This is a genomic window from Flavobacterium sp. P21, from assembly GCF_050632225.1.
Classification (GTDB): Bacteria; Bacteroidota; Bacteroidia; order Flavobacteriales; family Flavobacteriaceae; genus Flavobacterium.
Map to the genome: position 1 here is coordinate 3,701,320 of NZ_CP192585.1, position 15,443 is coordinate 3,716,762.

Here is a 15,443-nt window from a genome sequence, read left to right on the forward strand (position 1 = left end):
CAAATGGTCCAACCGGATCGTGATTTCCGGTGGTTATAAAAAATTCAATACCATATTTTTTTGGTACTGATCTAAAATCTTCTGTAATCCTTTCACGTGAATTGGCTGTCCGTCATCAGTATAATCGCCAGGAAGCGCAACATATTTTATCTTTCTTTTTGCAATATCTTCAAGAGCGGCTGATGAAGGCAAAATAATTTTCATTGAAAATTCTCGTCGAATGCAATTGCGAGGCCATCGTTCTTATTAACGCATATTTTTTTGTTTTGGTATTCAAAACTCCTTTAAAATCGTTATCTGAGAATGTTCCAAACAAATCCTGCAAATGAACATCAGATAAAAATGCGACCTGAACACCGTCTAAATTCTTTTGGTTTTGGGCTGAAATTGCATGATTGAAGAATAGTATAACGATTATAATTATTGTAGAAGTAAATTTTAAGTTCATAGTTTTTAAGCTTTTGCAAAATGGGGATTTATTAAAAGTAATAAGTCGCAATTTTATCAATTTAATGATAAAATGAGTTTATGTTATTGTTATTGAATGATAATTTTTATGGGACTTTTGATTGGTTAAAAAGAGTGTAGTCCCTACGGGACAAATTATATTACGGTCAATTTTTTTCTACCGATATTGAACTCCTACGGAGTTTTCTAAATTGCAGTAAGTTTACCTCTTTAGAGGTTAAATATCGGTAGAACATAGATTATCGCCCCTCCAAAAATGTCCCGTAGGGACTATATACAAATTATCTAACTACAAAAAATATCAAAAAAAGGCCGTCATTTCTGACAGCCTTTAACATTAAAACCTAAAATTTAATGTATATAAAACCATTATGGCGAACGGATTATTTCTTTATAAAACGTCTTACAGTTTTGATTCCATCTTTCTCCAATGAAATCAGATAAATTCCACTTTTTAAACTAGAAACATTGATGCTGTTATTATTTACAGTTTGAGAAGAAACTGTTGCACCGCCTTCAGAATTGATAACGCTTACATTGGCTCCAGAAACTTCTGAACTAAAGAAAAGTGTATCTGCTGTTGGATTTGGATAAATAGTTACACTTGCAATATCTGTAGGAGTTTCAGCCGTTGGTGCGACAGATTTTGCGACTAAAGCTGATGCCGATTTCGTAATTCTAAACCAGTTGATATTGGCTCCAGAAGCTTGAATATAGATTCCGAAGTTATACGTTCCTGCATTTACGTTTACTGTTTGAGAAATGGTTTGCCAATTTTGCCATCCTCCTGTATTTGGTACATTTACCGCACCAAGCTGAATACTTCCAGCATTTAAATCAGATGAAATTCTGGCACCGTTAACAGCGCTTGCCACTCTGTATTCAATAACATAGTTTCCAGAAGTTGGAAAGTTTACATTGTAATAAGCCATCCAATCTCCTGTGTCGCAATAACCTACGTTTAATCCTCCGCCAGTATCAGTAGTTGCTTCTGTCTGAACACCGCTCATAGTGTTATAACTTTCAGCCTGAATCAAAGTTCCAGTTCCTGGAGGATTACTTCCTGTAATTACTTGATTTATGGCTGTTAATAATGACTTAGAACCTGTTGCGTCCTGAGATAATTCCCAAATCATAACACCACCTGCGTTTTGAATCGCAAAAGTCGTTTTGGCTTTAATGGTCGGAATTCCGTTATAATAAATTGTGTTTCCAACTTGATCTAGATTTTCTGCTCCAGGATATTGCGCTACGATATTAGCATAAGAAATTCCTTGATTCGCAGAAGCTCCAAAACCATATCCATAAAAAGGTAATCCGATGATGGCTTTGCTTGCAGGCAAACCTCTTCCAGTCCAGTAATTAAATTGATTTACAGCCATACTGTATGGAGAATGTTGTCCTGGATTGTTTGGTGCCCAAGGCCCAGTTGCATCATAAGCCATGATATTGATCCAGTCGTAAGCCGCAAAAGTAGATGAAGGTACATTTGCACCACCATATCCTTCTGAAAGTGCTCGCTGAGATCAGTTTACCATTGGCATGCAATTTATTCGCCAAGGCAATAACAAATCCGCCGTAATCGCCATTGATTGCCGGACCTTCTAAATCTACATCGATTCCATCAAAGTTGTGCGCCACAACATAGTCGTAGAGTTTTTGAATAAAAGCCGTTCGGTTTGCGGGCGTAATTAAATTAAAATAATTGTCACGAATTGCTCCGCCTTCTGATACGGAACCTCCTCCAAGTGAAACAAAAACTTTAATGTTTTGTGCATGTGCTCGCATTAATAATAGCATTGCTTCCGGAATTAAAAGTTAAGTATCCGTTTGCATCAGGATTTTCGAACGCAATATTAATGTGCGTTAATTTACTGTACTGAATTGTACTTGAAAAAGCATTCAAATCTATCCAGTTTGGAATGTAGGCTATCACTTTTTTCTGCTGAGCTATCGCTAAATTAAAAGCACTCAACATTAAAATAATCATGCATTTCTGCAAGCATTCTTCGGTAATTGTTTTTCATAATAATTGTTTTAATAGATTAATAAACTCGTAAATGTTGGGACGGTTATTGAGTTGTATTTTTTGATTTTAGACTTTAGATTTTAGATTGATTGGCTATGCAATCAAATTTTGTAGAACTAACACTACTGATTATTATCTAAAACCTAAAGTCTGAAATTGCAGATTTACATGAAGTTATTCGTTCAATTTAAATCTGAAATCTAAAATCTGAAATCTAAAATTATTTCTTTATGAAACGTTTGATCGTTTGTTTTCCATCTTTTTCAAAAACAATAAAATAAATTCCTTGTTTCAAATGCGAAACATCAAAACTGTTATTAGTGATTTTTTGAGATGCGACAGTAGATCCAGTTTGTGAATCGACAATTTTTACACTTCCGCCAGAAAGATCTGTTGTAACATAAAGCGTATTTTCAACTGGACTTGGGTAAACATTTAAAACTGTTTCTACTGGAGCTTCTTCTTCCGGAGCTTTCGCTAAAGCAGTTTTTGCTGTTGAACCTGTTTTTGTAATTTTTATCCAGTTGATGTTCATTCCGGTATTCTGAATGTAGATTCCGAAATTGTACGTTCCTGCATTTACATTTACTGTTTGCGAAACCGTCTGCCAGTTTTGCCATCCTCCTGTATTTGGAATATCAACATTACCTAAAAGAATTGCTCCGGCATTTAAATCAGAAGACAATCGCCCGCCAGTAACAGCACTTGCCACTCGGTATTCAATTAAATATGAACCTGTTGTTGGGAAATTGATGCTGTTATACGCTAACCAATCGCCAGTTTCTGTATAACCAACATTTGATCCTCCGCCAGTATCCGTAGTAGCTTCAACCTGGATTCCGCTCATTGCTGAATAATCTTCGGCCTGAATTAAAACTGAGGTTTGAGCACTTGTAGCCGGAATTAATTTCCATTGTCCGCAAGTTTGGTTGTTATTATCCCATTGCTGAATAATTGCTCCAGAAGCTGTACTTGCTCCAGCAACTTCAACAATTCTTCCGCTGTGACGCGCTACAATCTTGTAATAACCATCGCCTGTAGAAACCAAAATAAACTGCTGATTTGTTGTAGCATTGTACGGATACTGCTCTACTCTTGCACCATTGGCTTTATTGAAATTATTAACATCCATTGACATACCGCTGTGGTTTGCAATGATTTTATACATTCCGTCACTTATATGCGTGAAAGTAAATTTCTGATTGTTTCCAGAATTTAAAGCACCCTGATTGATTCCTGCCCCATTTGACATGCTAGAATTCCAAACATCCATGTATAAACCGCTGTTTCTGTTTTGTAAAAAGAAAGTCTGGTTTCCTAAAGTTGTGGTTCCGTTTGCAATAACTCTTATTGAACTTACTTTGTCATTCCAAGTGGTATTCAAACAAGAATTATCAGAATTGATTACGGTTGAAGCGCCGCCAAAATTATCATCTTGGTATAAAATTGCCTGATATCCTTGAGTGATTTTTAATGACGAAATATCATCATTTAAAACTCCTAAAGAATTTAAACGAGCTAAATTGTAATCGCCAATTGTTAATCCGCCTGAAAAACCTGTGTAGTTACAATCTTTATAAACTGTAATAACATCTGTCGAAGCCGGCACTGAAGGCGTCGTAAGTCCGTAGTAACCTCCAAAAGTAGCAATAACTTTGGTTGGCTGTGGCGAATGAAGCGATGGCGACTGATCAGCAACATCATCATAAGCAAAACCGTAAGCCAGATTATCAACATTAATTCCCGGTAAATGCCAAAATTTAGAATAATGATTTGTTGGGTTTACCTGATAATATTTAGAAGCGTCGTACCAGTTTTGTCGCCCCGGATTTGTTGTTGTCGTATTTACAACATGTCGGTTAATTGCCGCTGTCAATTGAGCCTGAATTACAAGATCTAAATCTCCATCGACCAATCTTCTGTCCAAAACACCTTTTCCTTCAAGAGCTTCCTGAGTACTTGGCCTGTATTGAACTCTTCCTGTTCGGCCAACAAATCCTCCCGATTGTCCAACCATTTCAAGCTGTTCGCCAATAACTCTTCCTTTAAAAACTCCGGCATCTCCTGCATAAAATATCAAATCTTCATTTTTGTATTTGTTCCAAATCGCATCGATATACGATTTTAAGTAGTTTTCGTATGGTCCTCCTGGTGCATAAGCTGGTGTTTTAGACGGAGCTGTAATTTCTCCTGTTGCATCGTTTACACAGCCTTGAAATTCTGCTGGAACATTCGCTTTAAAAGCCGCAACGATATCGGCATGTTTTTTTAAATCTCCAACTTTCTTTTGGTAACCATTTGCTCCAAATAATTCTAATCCCATTGGATATTTATAGGAATCTACACGTGTCGGATTTCCAAAGAAACCATATTGATTGTTAGTCAATTCGATCATCTCATATAAAATTCCCTGATTCGGATCAGTTGCATTCTGCGGATTTGGTGATGCATATCCTGACGGCGCACCATTTGCTCCAAAAAATAGAAATACAATTGTGAGCCTTTAGAAATAAAAACCCTGCAACCTGCAATTAGTGGCAATGTGAAGGTTTTATTTGGAATTTCGCTCAGCTTTGTAAAACACGCGGCATATTTTGAGTTTTGTCCCGGTCCGGTATTTCCGCCGTAAGTTGGTCCTGTAACCGTGTTATAAGATGCACTCATTGGCAAAACCTGACTTGTTTTGGCATTTACCCAAACATGGTTTCCGGTTGTATAATCAATCCCGACAATAGCAACATACAAATCACTATCGGCGAAAGTTGAATTATTGGCAATCGTAAAAGGAATAGCACCTTGTCCGTACATTAAAACAGATAGGAATGTCAGCATTACTGCTAAAAAAACTTCTTTTGTAACTTAAAATTTCTCATTGTTTAGATTTTTTGATTAATAAAAATTTGTTTCTAATTAGTAAGAATGAGAAAATAAAATGTGTAAAAAATTGGGTGTAACTATTTAGGATCATCACACCCAATTTGTTTTTAATTATTTCTTAATTAACTTTTTACTCCAGCTTTTCTGATCTGATTTGAAATTCAGAATATAAATTCCTTCTCTCAGTCTACTCAAATCAATTACGCTTTCACTAGCTTCTTTTTCAGGTTTACTTTGATGAATCAATGTTCCTGAATTGTCATAAATCGTGATGATTTTGTTGTCTAAATTTTCAGGAATTGCAACTTGAATATAATCGCTCGCCGGATTTGGATAGATTGCAAAAACAACATTTTCCGGTGCACTTTCTTCCACTATAACATTCGCTTTTTTAGCTGTTGAAGCTGATCCGTAAGCTTCAATTTCATATAATGAATATCCGTAAGGAGTTAAAGCTTTTGTTGTACATAAAATACGAAGGTATCTTCCTGTTCCGCTTACGGTTAAATCATCAGTTCCTCCGTCGCTTGCCGTTTGCGTATTGATAGTTTCATTTTCTGTGAAAACATTATCTGTAGAAAGCTGTACTTTATATTGTGTTGCAAAAGTCTGCTTCCCATTTCAATACAACACGGTTTAGGTTATAATTACTTCCTAAATCCACATAAATCCATTCTGTTGCATTTGCAAAAGAACTCGCCCATCTTGAAACTGTTCCGTCTCCGTCTGTTGTTTTATTAGCTGATAAAGTTGGATTCTCTTCTGTAGAAGCCGTTGCTGTTTTAGCTAAAGCTAAATTCACATTCGGATTTGGCGTAATATTTCGAACAATAACATCGCTGAAAACTCCCGTTCCTAAAGTTCCATTTGCGTGAGACGTAACTGCCATTCCAACATAAATGGTATTTGCCATTGTAATTGTTTTTGGAGTTCCAAGCTGTGTCCACGTTGTGCCATTATCAGAAGTATAAGACGTAAATACATTTCCTGAACGAACCACACGAACCCATTTTGGAGCAGTTCCCGCCGCAACATCGGCTACAGTTACTCCCGAAGTAGTATCTCTTGATAAAAACTCAACTCCCGTGCGCTGGTGTCACATCGGTCATCGCATGTTTGGAAGTTGGTGTAAGCGTTTCGCGAAACATAACCCCAGCTTTGGCGTAAGTATTTGTGTTAGTTAATGAATTAACTTTAGCAATAATTTCAGCATCGCCTGTAATGGATTGGTTTACAAATTGAAATTGATCACTTGTATCCCAAATATCAGTTCCTGAACCTTTAATAGTGAAAGTTCCGCTAGAATGTGTCGCTTCTCCCGCTGGTGTTACCGCACCTAAATCTGTACTAACCCACGGCGAAGGCAATCCAACCGGAGTTTCTGTAGAAACTAAGTTTAAAGCTCTTAAATTGTCAAAATAATAAGTGTTTCCAGAATTTGTTCCTGGCTCGTATAAGAAAACAAAACGATTTACTTCATTATCTGCAGTAGATGCATCTGGCGTGCTTACATAGGTAAAAGTTACGGTATGCCAAGTATTCGTTTGTTTTACAACTCCTTGATAAATACTATGTCTTCCAACCGGATAATTTGATGGAACCGAAGCACTGCTTTCTGCCTGCCATGAAATAATTGATCCAACTGGAGCTGATGTATAAACATCCATAGCGAATTTTTTAGTTCCCGCTTTAAAATCTCCAATGTTTGTTAAAGTCGTATTGAATGAGAAATTATCATACAATTCTGTTGACTTACGAACGTACCTTCCAACATTTGATGAAGTATTAATTCCTGTCGCACTTGGATTTGCTACGTTTGCTGTATAAGTTCCGATAGCGTCTCTAAACGTAATATTATGTGTATTTTGGTAATCTTCATAAACTACTCCAGGTGTGTAAGTATCCGGAAGTTTAGTTGCACCAATTCTGATGTTATCAATATAATACGTATCACTTGTGTAAGAACCAGAATTAAACAAAAGAACCATTTGGTTAATTGCCAGGTTTGAAGTTCCGGCATCTGGACTTGAATTATAGTAAAATGTCAGCGTTTCCCATTGATTTTGTTTCGTTGTAATCGCTACATAATTACTATTTCTTCCCGTTGGATAATTTGCAGGAAGCGAAGTCGCACTATTTTCAAAATTCACACTTACAACCGTTCCAACAGGCGCCGTTGTATAAACATCAATCATAATTTTATTAGTTTGGTTTTTGAATAAACCTGCATCTTCGATTGAAGTTTGTGTATTAAAGAAAAGTACGTCGTATTGTTCGGTTACATTTCTAACGTATCTCGCCACATTTGCAGACGAGTTAACTGAATTTGAACCCGGATTTGCTACAACTGTATAAGTTCCAGTTGTAGTTCCTTTTATAATTTTATTGATGCCGTCGTAGTTCTGCAATACGTCTGTGGCAACAATTGGTTTTTCTGGAGTAGCTCTTGTTAACAGATTATCATAATAATACGTCGCTCCCGAATTTGAATTTGATTCAAAAAGTAACGCCACATTATTAATTGTCAACGCACTTGTGTTTGGATCAATAATTTTTTCAAATTCAAATTCAATAGTTTCCCATTTATTCTGAACTGTTGTAGTCGCTTTATAACCGCTGTGTCTTCCTGACGGATAATTGGTTGCCGTTGTAACATTGCTGTTTTCTAACTGCATAGAAATTTTTGTTCCAACCGGTGCCGAAGTATACAAATCAAAAGAGATTCTTTTTCTTCCTGACACATAATCATTGGCATTGCTGATTACGATATTTTTGATATTGAAAACATCGTATAATTCAGATGAGTTACGAACATATTTTCCAACCAAAGTCGAAGTATTGATTCCAGTCGCAGAAGGATTAGCAACAGATTCTGTTAAAACTCCCGTTTTATTTCCATAAACAACATTTCGGTTCGTTTGAAAATCTTCCTGAATTTTCTCAACCGGAATCGCGACTTCTGTCGCAACAGCCAATTTATATGTGTTAGCAGTACAGCCGGAAGTTGTTGCCGTTACCGAAACATCTCCGCCTGTAGTTCCCCAATTTACTGTTACAGCATTTGTTCCCTGTCCAGCCGTAATTGTCGCTCCCGAAGGAACTGTCCAATTATAAGTTGCGCCTGCAATAGCATTTATAGAATACGTTTTGCTAGTTTCGTTTTGATACACTTTTGCATCACCAGCAACAGCATATTTATAACTTCCGTCATAAACACGAACGTAATCTACTTGTAATTTTGCAGGGAAATCTCCCGGAATTGGTGCTACTCCTGCTCCATTTACACTTGTATAAGGCGTTCCTGCGCTACCAACGGCAAGATTTAAAATAATGTAAAACTGACTATCATTAAAAGGCCATCCACCGTTTACCGTAGTATTTGGTGTTGCGGTGTGAAATAAAACATCGTCAACGTACCATTTGATAAAATTTGGTCCCCATTCTACAGCATAAACGTGAAAATCTGAAGATAAATCAGTTGGCGAACTGTAGCTTCTTCCCGTAAAATGATATCCGTTTCCGTCATAATGGATTGTTCCGTCTACAGATTGTGGGTTTCTGTGTTTGGCTTCCATAATATCAATTTCACCCGTATAAGGCCAATTTCCGTTTACGGGAAGCATCCAGAAAGCTGGCCATGCGCCTTGTCCGTTTGACAGCTTCATACGAGCTTCAACTCTTCCGTATTTAAGCGAATACTTTCCTTCTGTAGTTAATTTTGAAGAAGCATACGGCTGATCTGGAAAAGATCCGTTTGGCTGGTATTTAGCCTCAATGTTTAAGTAACTGTTTGTTCCTTCTTTTACAATTGTTGCCTGATTTGGATCGTAACGTTGCGCTTCAGCATTTCCGAATCCGCAAAGTGAAGGACAGCCATTTCCTGAAATACTCTGCCATTTTGTTAAATCGACAGTAGTGCCATTAAATTCATCAGACCAAACCAATGTTTTACATTGCGCCTGAACTTTTAATAATGGCAAAAACACAAATAGTGCTACAGCCAAAAATTGTTTAAAATAATAGAAATTGTCTTTCGGTGGTCGGCCGAAAAAAGAGTCATTTTGATTCATTTTTTTTAGTTTTTTGTTAGTAAAGCTTATTATCAAAATAAAACCTGTTTTGCAGTAAACAAGTCATTATCTTACTAATAATCCGACAATATTACCAAATAAATCAGGCTAGACTTACATTTTCGGGTACGGTTTGACTACGGTGGTCGTAAAAAAATGCAGAAAAAAGACGTAAAACTACTTAGGATTTTACTTACTAGATAAAATCTCTTTTTTTAGGGTATTGTTAATCATGAAAATACTAAAATAGGCTTCATTTAAAGTCCTGAAAATTTTAAACACATAGAAACATAGATTTTATTTTGAGAAGAATGAATTTAAAAAAACACGTTTTTTACACATAGCTATGTTTACTTAAACTAGTGAAACGCCTTTTTTATAGACAATGCAAAACTATGTTTCTATGTGTTTAAATATCACTTAAAAATTTAGAATGAATTCTGTGATATTTGCGTCAGAAGGAAGTTGCAATTTTTTTCGAATTCTGTATCGAGTATCTTCAACTCCACGAACAGAAATTCCTAAAAGCGGCGCAATTTCTTTTGTATTGAAGTTCATTCGCAAGTAAGCACACAATCGCATATCACGAGGAGTCAATTCCGGATAAGTTGTTTTCATCCTCTGCATAAAATTATCATGCAACTGATTGAAGATTTCTTCAAATTCATTCCAGTGTTTGTCGCCCTGCAATTCGTGATCGATCAATTTGTTTATTTTGGTCAACAAACTAAAGTTCACATTTGGATCGTTCTTCTTATCCATCTGCCCGATTAATTCTTTTATCGAAAGCAAAATTTCATTTAAATGAATAAGATTCACGGTATTTGAAGCTACTTTGGCATTTTTAAGATTGATCGTTGCTTCGAGATTTTCCCGAACAATAGCCATATTTTCCTGTTCCAAATTCAATCTCTGTTCGTTAAGTTCCGCACGAGCGCGCAGTAATTCTTTTTCCTGATTCAGAATCAACTGCTGACGATCATGCTCTGCTACAGATTTTTGATATTTAATAACCAAATAAATGACAACACAATAAAGTATAAAATACAAAATATAGGCCCAAATTGTTCTGTACCAAGGTGGCAAAACTTCAAAACGAAAAACCGCTTCTTCGCTTACCACATCATAAATATTTTTGGCTCTCACATGAAAAACATATTCTTTTTCAGGCAAGTTGGTATATTCTTTTTCGGTTTGCAAACTGTAATCTGACCATTTTGGTTCAAAACCTTCCAGCCAGTATTCGTATTTTGTAGCATCGGCTTCATCATAAAAAAGAGATGAAAAAGAAAAATGCAATGCATTATTGGAATGCGATAAAATAGGTAAAATCTTTTCTCCGGCACCTTTTGTTTTATTTGGAAGCACATCATAACGGCTTGAAAATATCAAACTGTCTTTCGGAAAAATACATTTCACTTCTGAAATTACTGCTTTATATTTCGTTTTGTACTTTTTGGTTTTAATGGCATTATAATGAATTAAGCCATCTTGTGTTCCAAAAAATACATCACCACTGGTCGTCGTTTGAATATTCTCAAAACCTGGAACATATGAATAACGTAGTTTTCTAAAAGGAAGCTCTTCAACCTCAAAACTTCCGTTTGGCATTTTTGTCATTTTTCCGGTATTTTCTCCAGAAATGTACCAAATACTATTATGATTATCAGATTTTAGAAGCCGTATATGACTTTCAAGCCCGAGATATTTCTTAAAAACGGGTTCAGGAATCATTTTCTTCGAATGAGAATCTTGCTTGTAAACTCCTTTGGTTGTTCCAAAAAGAATCTGGTTATTGATTTTAATTGTATTTAGAAATAAACTTGACGGAAAACCATTTTTTTGATTATAAAACTGAACGTCAGAAACAGCATCAAATGTTTTATTAAATTTAATCTTATAAATTCCCTTGTATCCGTGAGCAATCCAGAAATCGCCGTTTTTATCTGTTTCAATAACACGGTCGCTTTCTTCAAAACCTTTTATTTTATTTTGATAAACCCACAAATTATTTATTTTTTTGAGAAGATACATTCCGTTATAACCACCAACAAGCAATAAATCAGGCTGATTCGGAACTAAAATTCCTTTCCAAGCGCCATCCACTTTTGCCAATAATTTTGCTGAATTACCAGAAACTTCAAAGATTCCATTTTTCTCAAAAGCCAAAAGAGAGTTTCCAAAAACACCAATATTCCAAACATTCTCAGACATTCCAGAAACGTGCTGAAAGTTTGCATTTTCGTGTTTTCCATTTTTATAAGACTGCCAATTCATCCAAAACAAACCGTTGTCTGTCGCGATATACAATTTGTCCTGATAAATCTGGTCGCAGTATATTTTAGTTTCTGAATTCGAAGTATCTAAAACTCTGGACAATGGCGAAGAAATCTGGATCAGCGAAATTCCTTCCTTAAGCGCAACCCACAAATTGCCCTCTTTATCAACCTTTAAATTGGTCACATAATCGTTTTGCAATCCCATTTGTTTGTTAATATGCTGAATCAAACGTCCCGAACCATCTATGACTATCAACCCCGATTGTCGGGTTCCAATTCCGAAAAAACCATCAGAAAGCTGGATGCCTGTAGAAATTTGATTTTGCTTCAAAACATTGTCTGCTTCTGTCACAAAAGGCTTTAACTGATTATCTTTAAAAGTAAAAAGTCCGTTTTTTTGCGTAAAAAGTAAAAGACCATTTTGAATTCCAAAGATTTTCCTAATTTTCATTCCGGCAAACTTCTCTCCATTTTCAACCGAAATTAATTTATCGCCTTTTAATTTCAACAAACCTTTACTATCATGAGAAATATAGATTTCTTTATTGACTTCGAAGAAATCATCAAATTTTTCTTTAGACTTTAAAACCTTTATTTTATTGTTTTTATAAATAAAAATTTCTTCATAGGAGAAAAAAATCACTTCATCATTTCGGATAACGGTATGTATAACATCACCAAAATTTCGAGCCGATTCCGGAAGTAATTTTACTAAGGATGTATATTGATACTGTCCGTTTGGCAATTGGATCGCATAACCAAAATCGCCTTGGGCACCCACATACATTTTATCGTTTTTATCGATGGCAAGCGAACGAACCATGCTCCTATTTTCTGGTTGTGTAACGATGCTCCAGCGAACACCGTCAAACTGCATAATTCCAAAATGATTGGCAAAAAACATCATTCCTTTAGAATCCTGCAAAACATCCCAGTTTTCAGAAGCGGCTTTGTACGTTTTCGGATTATAATTAAGTATAAAAGGAACTCCAATTTTTTTAATCTGTGCATTTAAAATTGGAGAAATGAGTAATGCCGATAAAATTAAAATTCTAATAAATTTCGTCATTTTTGTTTCTGTCTGTAGGTTATTTTGTGATTTTTGAACATCACAATTTCAAAATAACTCTTTGGGAGAAGTCATTTTTCTTTAGGCAAAAAACATTCAATATTAAATGTATAAATAACAATTATTCATTATTACCAAACAAAAAAAGAGAATGTCGAAATTCAAATATATAAAAATTTATTTTAGTGCAACAAATTACATTTTAATCTAACAATTTTGTAATTGTAAGATAAAATTTAAACTATAATTAGGAATCAACTTTGACAAAGTTCTATTCGCACAATCTTGTGATTTTAAAAAACGATTGATGACATAAAATGTGGATACACTTTGCGTGCCTTCGACTTCGCTCAGGCTGACAACTTAAAATAACTTAAGCTCCAATCTTATCAGACTGAGCGAAGTCGAAGGCTGATTAAGGTTTTTAAAACCTGTCGGGTTTAACACAAGCTTTAAATCTAAAATCTAAAATCTGAATTCTAAAATCAAAAATCCAGTATCTCGCTCAACTCTTCATAGCTATGAAAAAGGACTGCTACCTCCTTTTCTAAATCTTCATTATTATAGCCGTTTGCAAAACCGTACACTTTAAATCCGCCACTAATTCCGGCTTTTACACCCGCTTTGCTATCTTCAAGAACAATACAATCTTTGACATCAAAACCCATTTCTTTGGCGGCGTGCAGAAATATTCCCGGTTCAGGTTTCCAGCTGTTGATTTGATAGGAACTAAATATTTTGTTTTCGAATTTATCCAATAAACCTGCCACTTCAAGATTCAGCCTTATTTTTTCAACCGGACCGCTGGAAGCTACACAATACGGGATTTTTAATTTTTCGATATTTTCGATAAATTCAACAACACCTTCCATTGGTTTTACCTGAGTTTTAAATGCTTCAAAACTTTTTTGGCGGTATTCTGCTTCAAAAGAATCAGGAAGTTTTTGATCGATTGCTTCTTCGATATGGCGAAAACAGTCTTTTAAATTTCGTCCGTTGAAATTTCGGTAGGCATCTTCAATATGCATTTCAAAACCATGTTCAGTCGCCATTTCAAGCAAAATTCCGTTACCGATTTTTTCTGTATCTACTAAAACTCCATCACAATCGAAAATTATACATTTAACCATTTTATTGATTTTCATTTAATTAAAATTCATTCTTGCTCAAAACACAAGTATTGAAATTTACAAAAAATATTTTACGTCAAATTCATTGCAAAGCAAACCCTACCAGATATTCAATGTTTTTGGACAAAATTACTCCTCTTCTGTATTTGTATGTGCCTTTTGATTTGTAATTTTATAAATCCTATCGAACCTATAAAAAAATACAAATTGTGAAAAAAAATCTTTTACTGAGCGCAATTCTGGTAAGCAATTTTGCCCTTTATTCTCAAAACAAAACCATTACAATAACCAATACTTTAGCAACGGACAGAGAATTTGAAACTGTCGAATTAACTAAAAAAACACTCGGATTGCCAACTACTGCAAAACTTGAAAATTATGCGGTAAAAGATAGTAACACAAACTCATTTTTAGAAACCCAAACAGTTGATAATGAAGGCGACGGAACAATGGATGTTCTTTTATTTCAGCCAAAAATCAAAGCAAAGTCAAAACAGGATTTTGAAGTTTTCATTGGAACAAATCCTTCCGCTTCACAAACAGCAAGCTGTTATTCCCGTTTTGTACCAGAAAGAATAGACGATTATGCATGGGAAAACAACAAAGTCGCTTTTAGAGCTTATGGTCCAGTCGCACAAAAAATGGTAGAAGACAAAGTTCCTGGAGGTGCCTTGACAAGTGGTATAGACGCGTGGCTAAAAAGAGTCGATTATCCAATTATCAACAAATGGTATGATAAAATGACTACAGGAAAAGGAACTTATCACAAAGATACAGGCGAAGGTTTAGACAATTTTCAAGTTGGAGACAGCCGAGGAGTTGGCGGAATTGCAATAAATGTTGATGGAAAATATTATTTTTCGAAGAATTTTATCAGCTGGAAAACCATTACAACTGGGCCAATCAGAACTAGTTTCATTTTGACTTATGCCGATTGGGATGCAAAAGGCAACAAAATAACCGAATCAAAATTGATCAGTTTGGATTACGGAAGTTATCTTTCGCGTTATGAAACATCAATTACTGGAACTAAAAGCATTTCTGTTGGATTGACGCTTCATGACAAAAAAGGAACTATTGGAACCAACTTAAAAAGTGGCTGGTTGAGTTATTGGGAACCAATTGACGATTCTGAAATTGGAATGGGTTTAGTCGCTCCAAAAAATGCGATGACAAGCTTTGACAATCACGTTACAAACGAAAAAGAATTAAGTAATCTTTACGGAAATATCACAGTTAAAAACGGAAAAGCTATTTATTACGCTGGTTTTGGATGGAAAAAAGGCAGTCCGTTTCAAACCAAGCAGGAATGGGAAACTTATTTGTCTTCTTTTGCTGAGAAAATAAATAATCCACTTGTTGTGAAGCTTAAAAAGTGATTTTGTCACGAAGACACAAAATTTTTCTATTTTAATCAAAAATAGCCCACGGTTTCAACCGTGGGAATATAATCATAATATCAACACGTTTCCCACGGTTGAAACCGTGGGCTATGTTTAAATACCATTTTTAAACTAAAAT

At 35.4% G+C, this 15,443-nt stretch carries 12 protein-coding genes and 1 pseudogene; 1 reads left to right on the forward strand and 12 read right to left on the reverse strand.

The features are described from left to right. Nucleotides 1-33: 33 nt before the first annotated feature. From ACQ9BO_RS18555 to ACQ9BO_RS18610, 12 genes and pseudogenes are all read right to left on the reverse strand, one after another. On the reverse strand, nucleotides 34-192 hold the full coding sequence (locus tag ACQ9BO_RS18555) for a hypothetical protein (RefSeq protein WP_431241938.1): 159 nt from the start codon (nucleotides 190-192) through the stop codon (nucleotides 34-36). Further along, complete coding sequence (locus ACQ9BO_RS18560; protein ID WP_431241939.1) at nucleotides 170-448, reverse strand: hypothetical protein; 279 nt, start codon at nucleotides 446-448, stop codon at nucleotides 170-172. Before ACQ9BO_RS18560 ends, ACQ9BO_RS18555 begins: the two co-directional genes overlap by 23 nt. Nucleotides 449-851: 403 nt before the next feature. After that, the gene (locus tag ACQ9BO_RS18565) at nucleotides 852-1,913 is read right to left on the reverse strand and encodes a carbohydrate-binding protein (protein WP_431241940.1); all 1,062 of its coding nucleotides are present in this window, start codon (nucleotides 1,911-1,913) and stop codon (nucleotides 852-854) included. Continuing rightward, nucleotides 1,903-2,256: a glycosyl hydrolase family 18 protein gene (locus ACQ9BO_RS18570; RefSeq protein WP_431241941.1), complete on the reverse strand. Its 354-nt coding sequence runs from the start codon at nucleotides 2,254-2,256 to the stop codon at nucleotides 1,903-1,905. The genes ACQ9BO_RS18565 and ACQ9BO_RS18570 overlap by 11 nt, the downstream gene beginning before the upstream one ends. Continuing rightward, nucleotides 2,231-2,458, reverse strand: a complete 228-nt coding sequence (locus tag ACQ9BO_RS18575) for a hypothetical protein (protein ID WP_431241942.1) — start codon at nucleotides 2,456-2,458, stop codon at nucleotides 2,231-2,233. The genes ACQ9BO_RS18570 and ACQ9BO_RS18575 overlap by 26 nt, the downstream gene beginning before the upstream one ends. Nucleotides 2,459-2,717: 259 nt before the next feature. Next, complete coding sequence (locus ACQ9BO_RS18580; protein ID WP_431245156.1) at nucleotides 2,718-3,770, reverse strand: RICIN domain-containing protein; 1,053 nt, start codon at nucleotides 3,768-3,770, stop codon at nucleotides 2,718-2,720. Between the two features lie 429 nt (nucleotides 3,771-4,199). Further along, nucleotides 4,200-5,329 (reverse strand): annotated as a pseudogene (locus tag ACQ9BO_RS18585) (glycoside hydrolase family 64 protein); the annotation flags it as partial. Between the two features lie 156 nt (nucleotides 5,330-5,485). After that, the gene (locus ACQ9BO_RS18590; protein ID WP_431241943.1) at nucleotides 5,486-5,749 is read right to left on the reverse strand and encodes a T9SS type A sorting domain-containing protein; all 264 of its coding nucleotides are present in this window, start codon (nucleotides 5,747-5,749) and stop codon (nucleotides 5,486-5,488) included. Nucleotides 5,750-5,963: 214 nt separating this feature from the next. After that, complete coding sequence (locus tag ACQ9BO_RS18595; protein ID WP_431241944.1) at nucleotides 5,964-6,374, reverse strand: discoidin domain-containing protein; 411 nt, start codon at nucleotides 6,372-6,374, stop codon at nucleotides 5,964-5,966. Between the two features lie 76 nt (nucleotides 6,375-6,450). Beyond that, nucleotides 6,451-9,444, reverse strand: coding sequence for a family 16 glycosylhydrolase (locus ACQ9BO_RS18600; RefSeq protein ID WP_431241945.1), 2,994 nt, complete (start codon nucleotides 9,442-9,444; stop codon nucleotides 6,451-6,453). Between the two features lie 420 nt (nucleotides 9,445-9,864). Then, nucleotides 9,865-12,792 (reverse strand): triple tyrosine motif-containing protein, encoded by a 2,928-nt coding sequence (locus tag ACQ9BO_RS18605; protein WP_431241946.1) that lies wholly within the window; start codon nucleotides 12,790-12,792, stop codon nucleotides 9,865-9,867. Between the two features lie 485 nt (nucleotides 12,793-13,277). Then, nucleotides 13,278-13,937 (reverse strand): HAD family hydrolase, encoded by a 660-nt coding sequence (locus tag ACQ9BO_RS18610; protein WP_431241947.1) that lies wholly within the window; start codon nucleotides 13,935-13,937, stop codon nucleotides 13,278-13,280. A 194-nt stretch (nucleotides 13,938-14,131) separates the two neighbouring features. On the opposite strand from ACQ9BO_RS18610, the gene ACQ9BO_RS18615 reads away from it, so the two are divergent. Next, nucleotides 14,132-15,301 (forward strand): DUF4861 family protein, encoded by a 1,170-nt coding sequence (locus ACQ9BO_RS18615; RefSeq protein ID WP_431241948.1) that lies wholly within the window; start codon nucleotides 14,132-14,134, stop codon nucleotides 15,299-15,301. Nucleotides 15,302-15,443: the final 142 nt, after the last annotated feature.

What these genes read in the sequence shown, in the direction of transcription:
- ACQ9BO_RS18560 (WP_431241939.1), bottom strand. Translation starts at nt 448, where the DNA reads ATGAACTTAAAATTTACTTCTACAATAATTATAATCGTTATACTATTC.
- ACQ9BO_RS18565 (WP_431241940.1), bottom strand. Translation starts at nt 1,913, where the DNA reads ATGGCTTATGATGCAACTGGGCCTTGGGCACCAAACAATCCAGGACAA.
- ACQ9BO_RS18570 (WP_431241941.1), bottom strand. Translation starts at nt 2,256, where the DNA reads ATGCGAGCACATGCACAAAACATTAAAGTTTTTGTTTCACTTGGAGGA.
- ACQ9BO_RS18575 (WP_431241942.1), bottom strand. Translation starts at nt 2,458, where the DNA reads ATGATTATTTTAATGTTGAGTGCTTTTAATTTAGCGATAGCTCAGCAG.
- ACQ9BO_RS18580 (WP_431245156.1), bottom strand. Translation starts at nt 3,770, where the DNA reads ATGGATGTTTGGAATTCTAGCATGTCAAATGGGGCAGGAATCAATCAG.
- ACQ9BO_RS18600 (WP_431241945.1), bottom strand. Translation starts at nt 9,444, where the DNA reads ATGAATCAAAATGACTCTTTTTTCGGCCGACCACCGAAAGACAATTTC.
- ACQ9BO_RS18605 (WP_431241946.1), bottom strand. Translation starts at nt 12,792, where the DNA reads ATGACGAAATTTATTAGAATTTTAATTTTATCGGCATTACTCATTTCT.
- ACQ9BO_RS18610 (WP_431241947.1), bottom strand. Translation starts at nt 13,937, where the DNA reads ATGAAAATCAATAAAATGGTTAAATGTATAATTTTCGATTGTGATGGA.